The sequence below is a fragment of the Pristimantibacillus sp. Z349TD_6 genome (assembly GCF_056173205.1).
In genome coordinates this window covers 6434104-6449997 of sequence record NZ_CM149662.1, presented here as the reverse complement: position 1 = coordinate 6449997, position 15894 = coordinate 6434104, and the positions used below count along the sequence as shown (strand labels likewise).

The 15894-nt window shown below is 47.5% G+C and carries 7 protein-coding genes; 6 read left to right on the top strand and 1 reads right to left on the bottom strand.

Translation table 11 applies throughout. The features are described 5' to 3' along the window. Position 1: 1 nt before the first annotated feature. The 5 genes from AC0VYE_RS28060 to AC0VYE_RS28040 all read left to right on the top strand — a co-directional run bounded on the left by AC0VYE_RS28060 (position 2) and on the right by AC0VYE_RS28040 (position 7986). Complete coding sequence (locus AC0VYE_RS28060; RefSeq protein WP_076269091.1) at positions 2-955, top strand: polysaccharide pyruvyl transferase family protein; 954 nt, start codon at positions 2-4, stop codon at positions 953-955. Between the two features lie 73 nt (positions 956-1028). After that, a complete protein-coding gene (locus AC0VYE_RS28055) occupies positions 1029-2396 on the top strand; it encodes a sugar phosphate nucleotidyltransferase (RefSeq protein WP_076269090.1) in 1368 nt (455 codons plus the stop codon). Positions 2397-2425: 29 nt separating this feature from the next. Continuing rightward, positions 2426-3766 carry a UDP-glucose dehydrogenase family protein gene (locus tag AC0VYE_RS28050; RefSeq protein ID WP_076269089.1) on the top strand — a complete coding sequence of 447 codons (1341 nt, stop codon included), beginning with the start codon at positions 2426-2428 and terminating at the stop codon, positions 3764-3766. A gap of 28 nt (positions 3767-3794) precedes the next feature. Then, on the top strand, positions 3795-7037 hold the full coding sequence (locus tag AC0VYE_RS28045) for a hypothetical protein (protein ID WP_475443889.1): 3243 nt from the start codon (positions 3795-3797) through the stop codon (positions 7035-7037). Positions 7038-7122: 85 nt separating this feature from the next. Beyond that, positions 7123-7986, top strand: coding sequence for a hypothetical protein (locus AC0VYE_RS28040; RefSeq protein ID WP_475443887.1), 864 nt, complete (start codon positions 7123-7125; stop codon positions 7984-7986). A gap of 55 nt (positions 7987-8041) precedes the next feature. Here AC0VYE_RS28040 and AC0VYE_RS28035 read toward each other — a convergent pair whose 3' ends face one another. Further along, a complete protein-coding gene (locus tag AC0VYE_RS28035; protein ID WP_076269086.1) occupies positions 8042-8398 on the bottom strand; it encodes a helix-turn-helix domain-containing protein in 357 nt (118 codons plus the stop codon). Between the two features lie 594 nt (positions 8399-8992). On the opposite strand from AC0VYE_RS28035, the gene AC0VYE_RS28030 reads away from it, so the two are divergent. Then, complete coding sequence (locus tag AC0VYE_RS28030) at positions 8993-15874, top strand: rhamnogalacturonan lyase family protein (protein WP_475443885.1); 6882 nt, start codon at positions 8993-8995, stop codon at positions 15872-15874. Positions 15875-15894 lie beyond the last annotated feature (20 nt).

Sequence of the window (15894 nt, the reverse complement as noted above, 5' to 3'; positions counted from 1 at the left end):
TATGCAAGTTGAAGCACAGGTACATCCGATGGAGGGCCTCAAAAAAATGCTTCTCCGAATTACAAAGGTAATACCACCGGGTTCAAGCATTTATTATATCGATTATCCCGTTTACAACAATGGCGGCGATTTGCTCATTATGAAGGGTGCAGAGGCGTTTTTTAAAGACAATCATATCCGCGTGGCCGCGCGTTATAGCGTTCTTGATTTTCCAGACAAGCTGACCATTCCAAATGATCAAATTATCGTGCTTCAAGGCGGAGGCAACTTTGGTGATTTGTACCCGGTTCATCAGAAGCTGCGGGAGAAAATTGTAAAGGATTATCCTAATCACCGAATTGTACTGCTGCCGCAGACGATTTTCTTCGAGAAGGAAGCGGAGTATGATCGCACGGCGCGTATTTTTAACGCACATAAGGATGTTCATCTTTTTGTGCGGGATACGCTGTCCTATGGGATAGCAGCTCAAAAATTTGATAAATGCTGCGTATACTTATCGCCGGATATGGCACATCAACTGTGGCCGATTTTGCCCAAAAGCAGCCCCGGCAAGGAGCTGCTCTGCTTCTTCCGTACCGACATCGAGAAGACAAGCGAGCAGGCGAGCTTTGAACTGGCAGGGAGAGGCGATTATTTGGACTGGGCTTCCCTATACAATCGCGTCGAGAAAAAATCAATTAAGATGATCGGGCAGATGATGACGAAAAGCGGTGTCCCTCTGCCGATGCAGGCGATATGGGGCAAGTACTCCGACTATCTCGTAGACAAAGCGGTCAAGCGCTTCAGCGGCTATCGCATCGTGCAAACCTCCAGGCTGCACGGGCATATATTATCCTGCTTGATGGACAAGCCTAATACGCTGCTCGATAACTCATATGGCAAAAACTCGAACTATTACAATACATGGACCAGCGGGATCAAGTCAGCGCAGCTGGTGGTGAAGAACGAAGCATAATAACCCCGGTATATCGAAGAGAGTAAGTGCGAATCGAATCACCGTATCATAAAAACGATTAGGAGGAATCAACATGAAGATTGTTCTTCTATCCGGAGGCTCGGGCAAGCGGCTGTGGCCGTTGTCGAACGAATCGAGATCCAAGCAGTTTTTGAAGGTGCTAAAAGACGAGAGCGGCGAGCGTGAATCGATGGTTCAGCGCGTGTGGGGACAAATCACGAAGGCGGGTTTACGCGAGCATGCCTATATCGCAACAAGCAAGCCGCAGGTAGATATGATTCACAGCCAGCTCGGAAGCGAGATTGAAGTGATCGTCGAGCCGGAAAGAAGGGATACCTTCCCTGCTATCGCGCTCGCAGCAACCTATTTATATTCGGTGCAAGGTGTAAGCTTGAATGAAACAGTCGTTGTCATGCCAGTTGATCCCTACGTGGAGCAATCGTTTTTCCATAAGACGAAGGAGCTTGAGCTGGTTTTGAATGAATCGGGAGCAGACTTAGCGCTTATGGGCGTGAAGCCAACGTATCCTTCGGAAAAATACGGCTATATCGTTCCTGAGCTTGCAGCTGAGGCGAACAATTATGTCAATGTAAACAGCTTTAGAGAAAAACCCCGCGAAGAAGAAGCGGCAGCCATGATTGAGCAGGCTGCACTTTGGAACTGCGGGGTTTTTGCATTCAAGCTTGATTTTCTCATTAACATTCTGATTGCTAATGAACTGCCGATTCAATACGACGAGATGCTGAAGCAATACGGGAAGATGCCGAAAAACAGCTTTGACTATGAAATCGTAGAAAAGTCCAATCATATCGTAGCCTTGCCTTATGAGGGCGATTGGAAAGACCTTGGAACTTGGAACACCTTGACCGAGGAAATCGAAACGCCGCTTATTGGGAAAGGGATTATTTCGGGAGATTCAACGAACACGCATGTCATCAATGAGCTCGACATCCCGATTACGCTGCTGAATGTATCGAATGTCATTGTAGCGGCGAGTCCGGACGGAATTTTGGTATCGGATAAAGCCGCTAGTCCTATGATCAAGGAGGTCATGAAGCATTCCGACCAGCGTCCGATGTATGAGGAGCGTCGTTGGGGCCGCTATCGTGTGCTTGATTATTTGAAATATCCCGACGGCAAGGAAGTGCTGACTAAACGAATATGCGTTGCGCCAGGACGGAACTTAAGCTATCAATATCATTTGCTGAGAGATGAGGTATGGACGATTGTTGCCGGACATGGCGTCATGGTACTGAATGGTCGAAGCTTTGAAGTGAAATCAGGCGATGTGCTAACGATATCGAAAGAAAGCCTTCATAGTCTGCGCGCAGAAACGGAAATGGACATTATCGAAATTCAGACAGGGACGGAGCTTATTGAAGAGGACATCGTCCGGCTTGCCTTCGATTGGAATGAGATTATGCAAATATGCACCGTATAAATAAATCATTCAATGAAGGAGCGAATAGCATGAACATCACGGTTATTGGAACGGGCTACGTGGGGCTCGTGTCGGGCATTTGTTATGCGGAGCTTGGCAATCGCGTCATCTGCGTAGACAAGGACCCGCGCAAAATTGAGACACTAAACGCTGGCGGCATTCCGATCTATGAGCCAGGCCTCAAGGAGCTAGCAGCGTCGAACCGAGCTGCAGGAATGCTCACCTTCACGACTGATTTGCGAAGCGCGGTACAGCAATCGGACATTATTATTTTGGCGGTAGGAACACCGCCGCTGCCAAATGGCGAGGCTAATCTATCTTACATTGACCAAGCAGCCATAGAGATTGCTAAGGCGATGAACGGTTATAAAATCATAGCGGTAAAAAGCACCGTACCCGTTGGAACGAATGAACGCCTAGCAACCGTTATCGCCTCCCACACGAGTGAGTTGTTTGACAGTATCTCGCTGCCAGAGTTTTTGCGCGAGGGCTCGGCGATACAAGATACGCTGCATCCCGATCGCATTATTATCGGAGCCAGCTCACAAAGCGCAGCAGAAATTATGAAGCTGCTTCATATTCCTTTAACGGAACAAATCGTTATTACAGATATTCGCAGCGCTGAAATGATTAAATATGCGTCCAATGCATTTCTAGCTACCAAAATATCATTTATCAATGAAATCGCTAATATTTGCGAGAAGGTAGGCGCAGATGTAACGAAGGTAGCTGAAGGAATGGGTTATGACAAGCGAATTGGCCCATCGTTCCTAAAAGCGGGAATCGGCTACGGGGGCTCTTGTTTTCCAAAGGATACAAGCGCCTTAATTCAAATTGCCGGACATGTTGATTATGAGTTCAAGCTGCTGCGCTCGGTAGTAGAGGTCAATCAGGATCAACGCTTCAACGTCATTCGCAAGCTGGAGACAATATTCCAAGGTGAGCTTTCAGGCAAGACGATTGCAGTATGGGGGCTTGCGTTCAAGCCGAATACCGATGATGTGCGGGATTCGCCGGCATCGGAAATTATTCAACATTTGGTGGACAACGGCGTTAAGGTCAAGGCTTATGACCCTATTGCGACTGACAACTTCCGCACTTTATATGAAATTAGCGGTGTTGAATGGTGTGAGGACGCGATGGAAGCGGCAAAAGATGCGGATGCGCTTTGCTTGCTGACAGAGTGGGAGGAGTTCTCGCATGTTGACCTTGGACTGCTTCAACAAGTATTAAAAAGTCCGATTCTGATTGACGGCCGCAATGTTTTCGAAGAGGAGCATTTGGTTGGTACTGAATTTGTTTATTACTCCGTAGGCCGCCCTAGCCTTAATCAAGGCGTAAAGCAGCAAATACCTGTATTACAATTTTAAACCAAACTAATGACCAGAGGTGAATGAAATGACGTTTCGAAAAAAAGTAACCTTATCCGCGCTGGCGATCTCCATGCTTACAGCATCGCTAGGCGGATTGCCGCTCAGCCAGAAAGGGCTGACGGAGAAGCTGGGATTTGTTCAAGCGGCGAGTGCCGCAGAAGCTGCGCTGCCTTCAAGCGTGTTTTTGGAGCGTATGCAGGCTCTATATGCTGCACTAGCAGCTGGGGACAAGAAGGACATGCAAGAGGTTAAAAATTTGCGAGATGAAATTGCCGGTCTGGATGAGGCAACAAATCAGCAGCTGATCGATCCGATTTGGACAAAAATTAGCGAGAAGCTTCCTGAGTCTGCCGATAAAGCGGAACTTAAAGCGAGCCTGTTCCGGTTGATCAAGGCTGTAGGCTCCTTCCGTTACGACCCTGAAGCCTCTGATTTGGAGGCTATTCGCACGAATCCAGAGTTTCGTGCAACGTTAAAGACGATTGCAGCTGCCGGCGGTGACGAGAACATCCGATTGGAAGACTTTCTTGTCTTTATGTTTGGCGATGGCAGCAGCCGTAAAGGCGTGGAAGGAACGATTGGCAGCCTGATCGCGCAGAAGTCTCCGGAGGAGCTGATTTTGCTGCTTGGCAATAAGCAGGGCATTGTAACGGTTCTTCTTCAAGCGATGGAGAAGCTGATGGGTGAGACAAAGGAGTACAAGTTCAGCTCTATTTTGAAAAATTTAGGCGTGACGCCGCAGGATGTAAGAGCGACCGTACAAAACTTCCAGGTGAAGCTTCAGAAGGACGAGCCTGCGATCAGCGCGATGACTGTGGCGTATATTCGTTCAAGCGTGAAGTCAAGCGTGAAAATAGACTACACCGGTCGTGTGCATTCGTATAGCCTAAATGTGTTCGGCGTATATCTTTTCCCTCAAGTTCTGCAGTGGTCAAAGGTATCCGGCGATTCTAATGTAAAGGTATTGCCTACGGGTGTCGTTACTATACCGGATGCTGCGAAAACCGGCACAGCTGTTATTCAGGCTAAGCTGATTAATCCATACGGTGGCTCGGCGAAAGTCATATTTGAGCAAGAGGTTACTTTAAACGCTGCAATTTCGCATGAGACCGAGTTTCCTGTGGAGTCATTCCTTGCGCGGATGAATAAGCTGCATTCTGCTCTAGCAGCAGGAGATCCAGCAGATATTGGGGCCGTTCGCAATTTGCGTGATGAGCTTGCCGGGCTGGACTTTGCTAAGGATCACAATTTAATCGACCCGATTTGGAAGAAGATTGCAGCTAAGCTGCCCGCAGAAGCAGACCAAGCAAAGCTGAAGGCTGTTTTATTCAATATGGTTAAGGACATTAGCTTGATTCCATATGACCCGCAGGCTGCAAGTTTAGAGGCGATTCGCAAAAATCCTGAATATCGTGCTGTGTTAGCTGAGCTTGGAGCAGCCGGAGGCGGTGAAACTAGCTTTGTAATAGACGATATTCTCATGTTTTTATTTGGCGATGGTGGCGTTAACCCAGGTATAGATGGCGCTATAAGGCAGAAGCTTGCCAGCCTGTCACCGACTCAGCTGCTGCAGTTGATTGGAGATAAGCAAGCGATTTCCACACTGCTGCTCCAGAAGACAGAGGAGCTGCTAAGTGAAACCGGCAATTATAAGTTGAGCTCCGTTTTAAGCCAGTTGGGTGTAACGGCGGAGGAGTCTGCTGCGACCATGCTTAACTTCCAAGCTCGATTGAAGATGGATGAGCCAGCAATTCAAGCGCTAATTATCGCTCATATGCGCTCTGAAGCTGTCGAGGCTGTTAAAATCAGTGAAGACGGCCGTGAGCAAAAATTCAGCTTGAAGGTGTTCGGCGTGGATGTTCCGCCGCTTGCGCTAAGGTGGAGCAAAGTATCTGGAAGCAAAGATGTGAAAGTATCTACTGGCGGTACGGTTACGCTTCCGCGAGGCGTTGCCAGCGGATCGGCGGTTGTTCAAGCGACATTGATTAACCCATATGGTGGACAAGCTAAAGTTATATTTGAGAAAGAGGTTACGTTAACAGCTACAAATGGAGAGGGAGAACACTTCCCGGCAGAAGAATTCCTTGAGAGAATGAATAAGCTTCACGCGGCACTGCTTGCTGGAGATCCTTCGGATGTGCAGGATGTACGCAATTTGCGCGATGAGATCGCCAAGCTTGATTTCGCCAAGGATCAATCCCTTATTGATCCTGTGTGGGTCAAAATTGCTCCTAAGCTTCCCGCAACGGTTAACCAAGCGGAGCTGAAGAAGACTGTGTTCCAGATCATTCAGTCTGTAGGCTCCCTGCAATATGATCCAGAAGCGAAGGGACTTGAAGCGATTCGAACGAATCCAGAGTTCCGAGCTGCACTGAAGACGATTGCCGCAGCAGGCGGGGTAACAAGCCTCAGCATGGATGATTTCCTCGTTCTGTTGTTCGGTGACGGAGCTGACCGCCTAGGTGTTGAAGGGACCGTTCGCAAAATTATCTCGGATATGAAGCCTCAGGAGATCGCTCAGCTGCTCGGCAACAAGGAAAAAATAAATGCGGTTATTATGGAAGCCATGGGTGAAATTTTATCCAAAAAGGATGATTATGCATTAAGCGAGGCGCTGAACAACTTAGGTGTTAAATCGGCTGATGTACGACTATCTGTTTTTAAATTCCAACTAAAGCTGAAATATGATGAGCGGGCCCTTAACGCATTAACAGTTGCTTATATCCGTTCAGAAGTTATTTCGGCGGTGAAGATTACGGCTAGCGGTAGGCAGCATGAATACAGCTTGAAGCTGCTTGGCACTGTTTTGCCATCCTCGTTCTTGAAATGGAAGAAAGTATCGGGAAGCAAAGATGTCACGGTCGATTCACGAGGGAAAGTAACGATTCCGAAAAAGGTTGCTAATGGTACGGCTGTTATTCAAGCGACGTTAGTGAATCCATACGGCGGCTCTGCTAAAGTGATTTTCCAGCAAGAAGTGACGCTCGTTAATGAAGATGTCGAAATTGATCCTAAGGCAGAGTTTAAGAGAATAGCTGAAGAATTGGATAGCAAGCTGAACGAGGTTAAGAAAAAGCTGAAAGCAGCGACTAACGATGAGCAGAAGGCACAACTGATCATGGATGTTGTACAGGCTAGAAATGTAGCTGTTGATGAGATCAATAAAGTAAAAACAACGAATGCGCTGAAAAATAAGGCGATAAATGAAACGAAAAGCAAGGTCAACAAATTGCTTACTACTATTATTACGGAAATCATGCGATCTTAACAAAAAGCAGCCAGTCTTCCTTCTCGCCTAAGAGAAAGGAGACTGGCTGCTTTCTATTCAAAACGGAAGGTGGTATGAGCATAATATGAGTAAGCATCATGCAAGGAAGAAACGGCGTCCGCGGCTTCAGAGACCGGATACGATTAATATTATTTTAGGCTCATTAACGCTTATTCTGTTATTTGTGTGGGGCGGTCTCTATTGGAATGAATCCTCACAACAATCACTTATTGTGAATGCGAATGGCGCAGCATTAAACGAGCAAGCACAGCTGAGTGAGGAAGAACTGTATGGGACAGCGCCTGAGAAAACGAGTCCAACTGTAGATGGCGTACCGCCAACAACTGACAAAACCGGCAAACCAGTGGAACAGGTAGCGGGTAAGCCTGCTGGAAGTGGAGGGGAAGCTGTACTGCCGGAGAAAGAGGCGGATAAGCCGGCTGGGGAAAATGAAAATCCTTTGCCCGTTCAGACGACGAAGCCATCAAGTACATCTAAACCGAACAAAGGGACAGAGACGAAGCCGAATGATGGTTCAACGTCAACGCCAACGACAAAACCAAAGCCAACGCCTTCGCCTGATCAGCCAAATGTGCCGGAAACGGAAGCTCCAATTACGTCAACAGAAAAGTATGAGCAGCAGATTGTTCAGATTCAAGCTAAGTGTACGCAGGATATGAATGATGTATTGGCAGGGGCGGAATCAAGTGTTGCACAATTGGATATGTCTGATCCTTACGCGTTTCAGGAGTTAAGCCAGAAATGGATGGACGGGCTTTCGAAGGTGGAAGCGACATGCAGTACAAAAATGCAAGGAATTATTGCACAAGCAGAAAAGGATAATGTAGAGGCAGAAATTACGGATAAGTGGGAGCAAACGTTCAGCGATCTCATGCTGCAGCTTGAAGGGCAATTCGAGGCGAAGCTGCTGCAATTGATGGGCGGTTGAAGCTAAGAACGTTTGGAGTTCCTTATTTTAATCAAATATAGATATAGTGGATAGATCATTCATCCTTTGGCAAGGTGCGATCGCGGAGTACACGTTCGAGCAAGTTGCGAATTAAATCCAGGTCGTCCTTTTCCAAAGGAACCCCATCCCAGTGCAGCTGATCATAATTCAAATATTCCTTCGCATTATGATTAAGCTCGATTGGCGGCTCAGGATAATCAGTAAGCCCAAGAAGATAATCAGCGGAAGTGCGCAGCTTGCGTGAAATGGTTTGAATGGATTCAAGAGTCGGCTGTCGATAGCCGGATTCATAACCTGCATAGGTGCTTTTCGCAACTCCTAAATAATCAGCAACTTCCTGCATCGTTAATTTCCTCGATTTACGCAGCTGTTTAAGGCGCTTCGCAAACATCAATATCCCCCTCTCCAACGTCACAATGTCTATTTAAAATGATCATATTGCTTGCAAGGTAAATGCACACATAATTATATCATGTTTTCCAATTGCATGTACAAATCAGAACACTAGCTTGTTGTAAGCAACCTTACAGCCGCCAAAAGTCCCGCTCCGACTCCGAATTGACTCCATAAGCACATCTATGTGCTTATAACCACCAAACTCATGATACTTCAAGGCTCTAAGAACATATACGTTCTAATAGCCACCATAAATCCCCACTCCAACGGCCCACCTAACTCTATAAGCGCATATATGTACCTACAGCTACCAAACTAACATAACTTTAAAGCTTTTAGAACACCGACTTGCTTACAGTCACCTTCACTAATCAACAGCCCTGTATGCCGCCGCCGAAGTCTGTCGTATTTGCAAAAGCTGCCTAAATACACGGATATTTGAACAATCATTATGGTTTTTTCTAATGAAAGCGCATTCTTTATAAGAGTACTATTAAGAGGTAAATATTTCTTGCAAAAAATTTTGCGTGATTGCTAGAAACGTTTACAGCTTATTTTAGCCCATTTATGAAAGGGGAACAAATGCTGAATGAGTAAGCGATTGAAACGGAGCATGTCGTTAGTGTTGGCAGTAGTTATGGTTTTCTGCACGGTTTTTGCAGGATTTACAAATGAGCAAGCAGAGGCCGCGCAAACTGCACAGCCGCAGATGTGGAAGTTTGATTTTGGTTCAGCGCCAGCACCTGCTGGAAGTACAGGCGGTCCTGTTGCGGATGGTTATATCGGAATTACTGGAACGACGCTTTATACACCTGAGAAGGGCTATGGTTTGGATATGAATCTTGCTTCTCGTTTTCGAGGGGCAGAATCACCGGATAACGTAATTAACGATTTTGTTTTGGGAGGAACCAATGTTCCTTTTGTATTCAAAGCGGACATACCTAATGGCAACTATAAGGTCACGCTTTATTCCGGTGATCTTCTTCAAACGACTTCTACCTACAAAACGAAGGTAACGATTGAGGATGTAGCCGGGGAATCTATCAACTCTCGCAGAGCTGTAGAGAGCAAGGTTTATCATGCTTCAGTCGCAGATGGACAACTAAATATTCAACTGACAGGCGATGGAACATTCAGTGTTTTGAACGCTGTCATCATCGAGCAAGTACTTCCTTCTGCGCCAGAAGGACTCATGCTGACGAGTATAAGCGCAAGCGGAGTTTCAATGAAATGGACAGCTGTTACGGATGCGGTTTACTACCATGTATATCGTACAACTGGCGGCAGTGAGCCAAGTGCGCCGATTGCTGAGCAAATCAAAGAAACGAGCTATTCCGATGCTAATGTAAGTGTTGGGGATAGCTATACGTATTATGTTTCGTCCGTCAATGCCTTTGGCCAGCAATCGCCTTTAAGCACTGCTAGCGAGGCTGCCTCGATTCCGATGCCGCAGTCTCCTGTTGTTCCCACCAATCTAGCAGTTACCGAAGTGAATGCCGCCTCTACTCGGCTTGCTTGGGGCGCTTCTGCCGGAGCGGCGGACTATGTGGTATATCGTTCGGATGCAGTGGATGGGACGTATGCTGAGATTGGCCAATCAGCAGCATTGTCTTATATCGATCAAACAGCGAATACCGCTATCGTACAATATTACAAAATAAAAGCACGGAATGGACAAGTCACGTCGGACTTCTCGGCTTACGCGGCAAGCACCGTTTATGTGCCGCCGGTCGTCTTGCCGGATGGAGTCGTGAAACGTTTTGATTTTGGAAAAGGTTCTACAGCCGATGGTTATGTTTCCGTTTCCTCTGCTGTTGCTTATTCCGCGGAGCGAAAATACGGATTTGGCGATCCGGCAAAGGTAAGCTTCGTCGACAGCGGCACAGCGGATGCGCTGCGCTCGGATTTCAGCATCATAAAAGACACATCCTTTATTGTGGATCTGCCGAATGCAGATTACACCGTGTCTCTTATTGCTGGGGATCTGAATGACGTAACGGATATTTCAATTACGGTCGAGAACATTGAAAAGGTAAAACGACTGGACGGCAATGCGGTTAGGCCAGCAGGTCAATTTCTTGAAATGAACTTTGATATTGCGCTCGTAGACGGGCAGCTGAACTTCGAGTTTACGGGGACTGCTCCAAAAATCAACGCGCTCGTCATTACGAAAAAAGCGGAGCGTACACCAGGCGAGCTGCCTACTATTTATCTAGCAGGTGACTCTACAGTACAAACGTACGATCCGTACTGGCTTCCACAAGCGGGCTGGGGACAAATGATTCCAAGCTTTTTCTCTGAAAATGTTATTTTCAAAAATCATGCAATCGGCGGTCGTAGCACCAAAAACTTTATATCCGAAGGCCGCTTGGACGAGGTGCTGAGAGCTATTAAGCCGGGCGATTATTTCCTCGTGCAATTTGGTCATAATGATGCAACGATTAGCGTACCGGATCGTTATGCATCTCCAGCTGATTACAAAAACTATTTGAAAACGTATGTAAACGGCGCGAAGCAGCGCGGAGCAACGCCAATTCTTGTGACACCGATGGGCAGGCGCAGCTTCAACGCCGAGACTGGAAAGTTTAACGTCAGCTTCCCAGAATACGTGCAAGCGATGAAGGAAGTTGGGCAGGAGCTTGACGTTAATGTGGTCGATTTGAGCACGCTGAGTATTGCGTATTATGATTCAATCGGTCCAGCAGCAACGTTATCGGTGTTCCTTCATACGCCAGCTGGTGTATACGGAGCATTCCCGAATGGCTCCGCTGATGATACGCATTTCCAAGAATATGGCGCCATCCAGCTTGCGCGTATGCTCTCGGCAGCGATTAAGCAGCTGGATTTGCCTCTGGCTCAATCCGTAAAAGAAATTGAATTGCCAGCAAACGTCCCAGCTAAGCCGACCAGCCTTATCGCTGGAAGCATAAGCAATGCAGGAGCATTGCTCAAATGGGACAAAACAGCAACGGCAGACATTTATAAAATCTATCGCAAGCTTTCCTCAGAGCAGGATAGCGCGTATGCCATGATTGGTACCTCTACACTTCCGACGCTGAATATGGGCGGCCTAGTTGAAGGGAACAGCTATCATGTTTATGTGACAGCAGTGAATGGCAAAGGAGAGTCTGCGCCATCCGATCCCATCTTTATTCAAACGAAATCGGCATTGTACAAATATGATTTCGGAACGATTGGCGGTGTAGTTGAGGCCGGATATACCGAGGTTACTCGCAATACGATCTACACCGCTGAACGCGGGTATGGCATAACAGACAGTACAGGTATGATAGATCGCGACCGCGGAGCGGGTACGGATGCGCTCAGACGAGACTTTGTTGCTTATTTTGGCAATAGCTATGAATTCAAAGTCGACCTGCCAAACGGTTATTACTCAGTCAAAACCTATACGGGGGACTGGATCGGGTCAACGAAAACGAATATTAATATTGAAAATAAGGATTATGGCACGGTATCATCGGGCAAGGAAAATATTGCTGAACGGGTGTTCAACATGATTGCCGTTAAGGACGGACAGCTGAACATGATCCTCAGCGGTCAGACTGCTCATTTGAATGGGGTCGAAATAACGCCGCTGCTTCTAGCGCCTACGAAGCTAGAGCTAAACGATCTTGATTTGAGCAGCAATCCAATTAAGGCGGAGCTTTCATGGACGGGAGTAGCAGATGCTGTAAAATATCATGTTTATCGCAAGGCTACTGTCGCAAGCAGCGCCGAGCTGCTAGGCGTGACGACGCAACCAACGTTTATTGATACAAGCGCGGATGTTGGCCTAGAATACGTATATTCGGTGTCGGCAATAGACAATACCGGATTCGAGTCAGTGACCTCTAATTTCCTACAGGTGTCCATGATTGATCCGAATGTGGAGAAAGCAGCGATTCCAACAGGCCTTGCGCTTGCTTCCATTCACAAAAACGATATCAGCTTCACTTGGGATGCCGTTCCACAGGCAAGAATGTACAATGTATATCGCGCCAAAGAAGCGAATGGCCCTTATACGTTGATTGGAAAGTCTTCTACGGCAGCTTATACCGACACCACCGTTTTGACGACGATTCCTTATTACTATAAAGTGGCCTCTGTCAATGAGGGCGGTATTTCTGAGCTGTCGGATGCTTTGGAGACACAGGCAATTACAACGCTAGTTCGTGCAATGGAGTATCTGGATCGTTCGCCTGTCGCCATTAAGACGGAGAACGGCAACTATTTGGGATGGCGTATGTTAGGACTTGATCCAGAGTCAATCGGCTTCAATGTTTATCGTGACGGCGTCAAGCTTAACGATGAGCTAATCACGAAGAGCACGAACTATGTGGATACGGCGGGTACAGACACATCCTCGTACCATATTACATCGGTGCTGAGCGGTGTTGAGCAGGCGGCGACCAGCAGCTTCGGCGTTTGGCAAAAGCAGTACAAATCAGTGCCGCTGCAGAAGCCAGCTGATGATTATACGAAGGACGGACAGCCGTACACGTATTCAGCGGGTGACGCTAGCGTAGGGGATCTGGACGGTGACGGTAAATATGAGATTGTCATGTTATGGTCGCCATCCAACAGCAAAGACAATTCCCAAGCCGGTTACACAGGCATTGTATATATGGACGCTTATAAGCTTGACGGCACGCGGCTATGGCGCATTAATCTCGGACCAAATATTCGAGCAGGAGCGCATTATACGCAGTTTATGGTTTATGACTTGGATGGTGATGGACGTGCGGAAGTAACGTTCAAGACAGCGGATGGTACGATTGACGGAACGGGCAAAGCCATCGGTGATCCTAGCAAGGATTATCGCAACAGTACCGGATATGTTTTGTTAGGCAATGAATATTTAACCGTATTCGAAGGCTCAACTGGAAAAGCGCTTGCCACAACAGAATATGATCCGCCTCGCGGTGATGTTGCAGCGTGGGGAGATGCTTACGGCAATCGGGTAGACCGTTTTCTAGCAGCGGTCGCGTATCTTGACGGCGAGAAGCCGAGCTTGGTTTTTAGCAGAGGGTATTATACGCGTACGGTGCTTGCTGCTTATGACTATCGCAATGGTCAGCTGACGAAGCGGTGGGTATTTGACTCTAACGATGAAGGAAACGGCTCCTTTGCAGGCCAAGGGAATCACAATTTATCGATAGGCGATTCGGACGGCGACGGCAAAGACGAGATTCATTTTGGCGCGATGGGTATTGATGACGATGGCAAGCCGCTCTACAATACGGGACTTGGTCATGGTGATGCGATGCACTTTGGCGACCTCGACCCTGAACGTCCGGGACTGGAAATATTCGCTGTACAAGAGCATAGCGACTCCCCATATGGGATGGATTTGAAGGATGCGCGTACAGGCGAAATTATTTGGGGTATTCATACCGGCGTAGATACGGGCCGCGGGATGTCAGCGGATCTCGATCCAAGATATTTGGGTGAAGAGATGTGGAGCGCCAATATTGTAAGTAGCGAGCATATCCCGGTTACAGGCTTGTATAGCGCCAAAGGCGAGAAAATAACGACGAGCATCCCAAGCTCGACAAACTTTGGCGTATGGTGGGATGGCGATCTGCTGCGCGAGCTGCAGGATTATAATCGCATCGATAAGTGGGATTATATGAATGCAAAAACGGTTAATTTATTGACCGCAGTTGGCTCCGCTACAAATAACTCGACGAAAGCGAACTCTAGCTTGCAGGCTGATTTGTTCGGCGACTGGCGCGAGGAGATCATGTGGCGTTCAGAAGACAGCAGCGAATTTAGAATCTACTCTACTGTGGATGAAACTGAATATCGCATTCGCACGCTGATGCATGATCCGAACTATCGTTTAGGAGTAGCTTGGCAAAATGTTGCTTATAACCAGCCGCCGCATCCAAGCTTCTATTTAGGAGACGGAATGGCGATGCCAGCAGCTCCAAGTATTCAATATATTCAAGCGCTAGTTACTTCGATAACGGTAACAGCGGCAGGGCAAGCCGATTCTGTTAAGGTGGGCAGCACGCTCCAGATGAATGCAGAGGTTCATATGGATACTGCGGCTAACAAAAATGTTGTTTGGTCAGTTGTGAATGAGGATAGCAGCACTACTACTCTGGCAGCAATCGGAACAGATGGCCTGCTACATGCGACAGCGGAAGGAAAGGTAACCGTCGTAGCGACGGCTGCGGATGGATCGGGTGTAAAAGGGGAGAAAGTAATTACCCTGCTTGCGAATCCAGTCGTTTCACCAAGTCCATCACCGACACCAACTCCAAGTCCAACACCGGATTCACCGCCTGGTGGTACAGCGCCAACTCCAGCACCTGCTGGCAATCAAGTAACGGTTGAAGCAGTGACAGTGAACGGAAAAGCGACAGCGGTGGTAGAAGCTGCAGATCTCCAAAAAGCGATCGAAGCAGCAACGAAATCGCTCGCCATTAAGGTGAATGCGGTAGGGTCTGCCAAATCAGTAGAGATCAGCATTCGTGGCGGTGCGTTTGCGGGCTTGAATACGAAGGATGAATTATCTTTAACCATTGATACGGGCTCGGCAAAAGTAACCCTTTCGAACAAAGCACTTAAGGGTGCGCTTGGCGCAGGTACAGAAACGCTTAAACTATCAATCGATAGGATGGATGCTTCTGGTCTCTCCGAGACTATTCGAGAGAAAGTTGGCGATGCAGCCGTCTATGATTTCAATCTATATGTAGGCGATAAGAAAATTAGTGAATTCGCGGGCGGCAAGCATGCACTTGAGATAAGTGTTCCTTATGTGCTTAAGCCAGGTGAGAAGCCGGGCAATGTGGTCGTTTATTATATCGCAGACGATGGCAAATTCAAAATCGTTCGCAATGGAAAGTATGATGCAAAAACAGGGACGATCACCTTCAATACGAATCATTTCAGCTATTATTCTAGCCTATATGCGGCATCTGCATTCACGGATCTGAATCAAGCTTTATGGGCAATCGATCCGATTGAAGCATTGGCAGCGCGCAGCATTGTTAATGGCTATGGAGATAGCAGCTTCCAGCCAAATGGCGAGGTGACACGAGGAGCATTTGTGAAAATGCTGATGCTAGCATTAGAGCTAGAAGACAGCGAAGGCGTAAGCAGCTTTAGCGACGTGAAAGCAGGCGCATGGTACGCCAGCACAATTGCCGCAGCTGAGAAGCTTGGCATAATAAAAGGCAAGTCTGACGGAACCTTTGGCGTCAACGAGCTTATCTCACGGCAGGATATGGCCGTTATGGCCCACCGTGCAGCTGAGGCGGCTGGCTTGAAGCTTGTGAGTGGAAGCGCGATTGCTTTCACCGATCAGAAGGAGATTGCCGATTATGCAGTCAAGGCTGTTCAGGAAATGCAGTCGACAGGCATTCTGAACGGCATGTCGGGTAATACATTTATGCCAAATGGATGGAGTACAAGAGCACAGGCAGCAAAAGTCATTTACTCGATGATGAGCATGCTCGAATAAAATATTTCAACTGAACAAAT

Coding starts and splice junctions, on each gene's coding strand:
- AC0VYE_RS28060 (WP_076269091.1), top strand. CDS start 2: ATGCAAGTTGAAGCACAGGTACATCCGATGGAGGGCCTCAAAAAAATG.
- AC0VYE_RS28055 (WP_076269090.1), top strand. CDS start 1,029: ATGAAGATTGTTCTTCTATCCGGAGGCTCGGGCAAGCGGCTGTGGCCG.
- AC0VYE_RS28050 (WP_076269089.1), top strand. CDS start 2,426: ATGAACATCACGGTTATTGGAACGGGCTACGTGGGGCTCGTGTCGGGC.
- AC0VYE_RS28045 (WP_475443889.1), top strand. CDS start 3,795: ATGACGTTTCGAAAAAAAGTAACCTTATCCGCGCTGGCGATCTCCATG.
- AC0VYE_RS28040 (WP_475443887.1), top strand. CDS start 7,123: ATGAGTAAGCATCATGCAAGGAAGAAACGGCGTCCGCGGCTTCAGAGA.
- AC0VYE_RS28035 (WP_076269086.1), bottom strand. CDS start 8,398: ATGTTTGCGAAGCGCCTTAAACAGCTGCGTAAATCGAGGAAATTAACG.
- AC0VYE_RS28030 (WP_475443885.1), top strand. CDS start 8,993: ATGAGTAAGCGATTGAAACGGAGCATGTCGTTAGTGTTGGCAGTAGTT.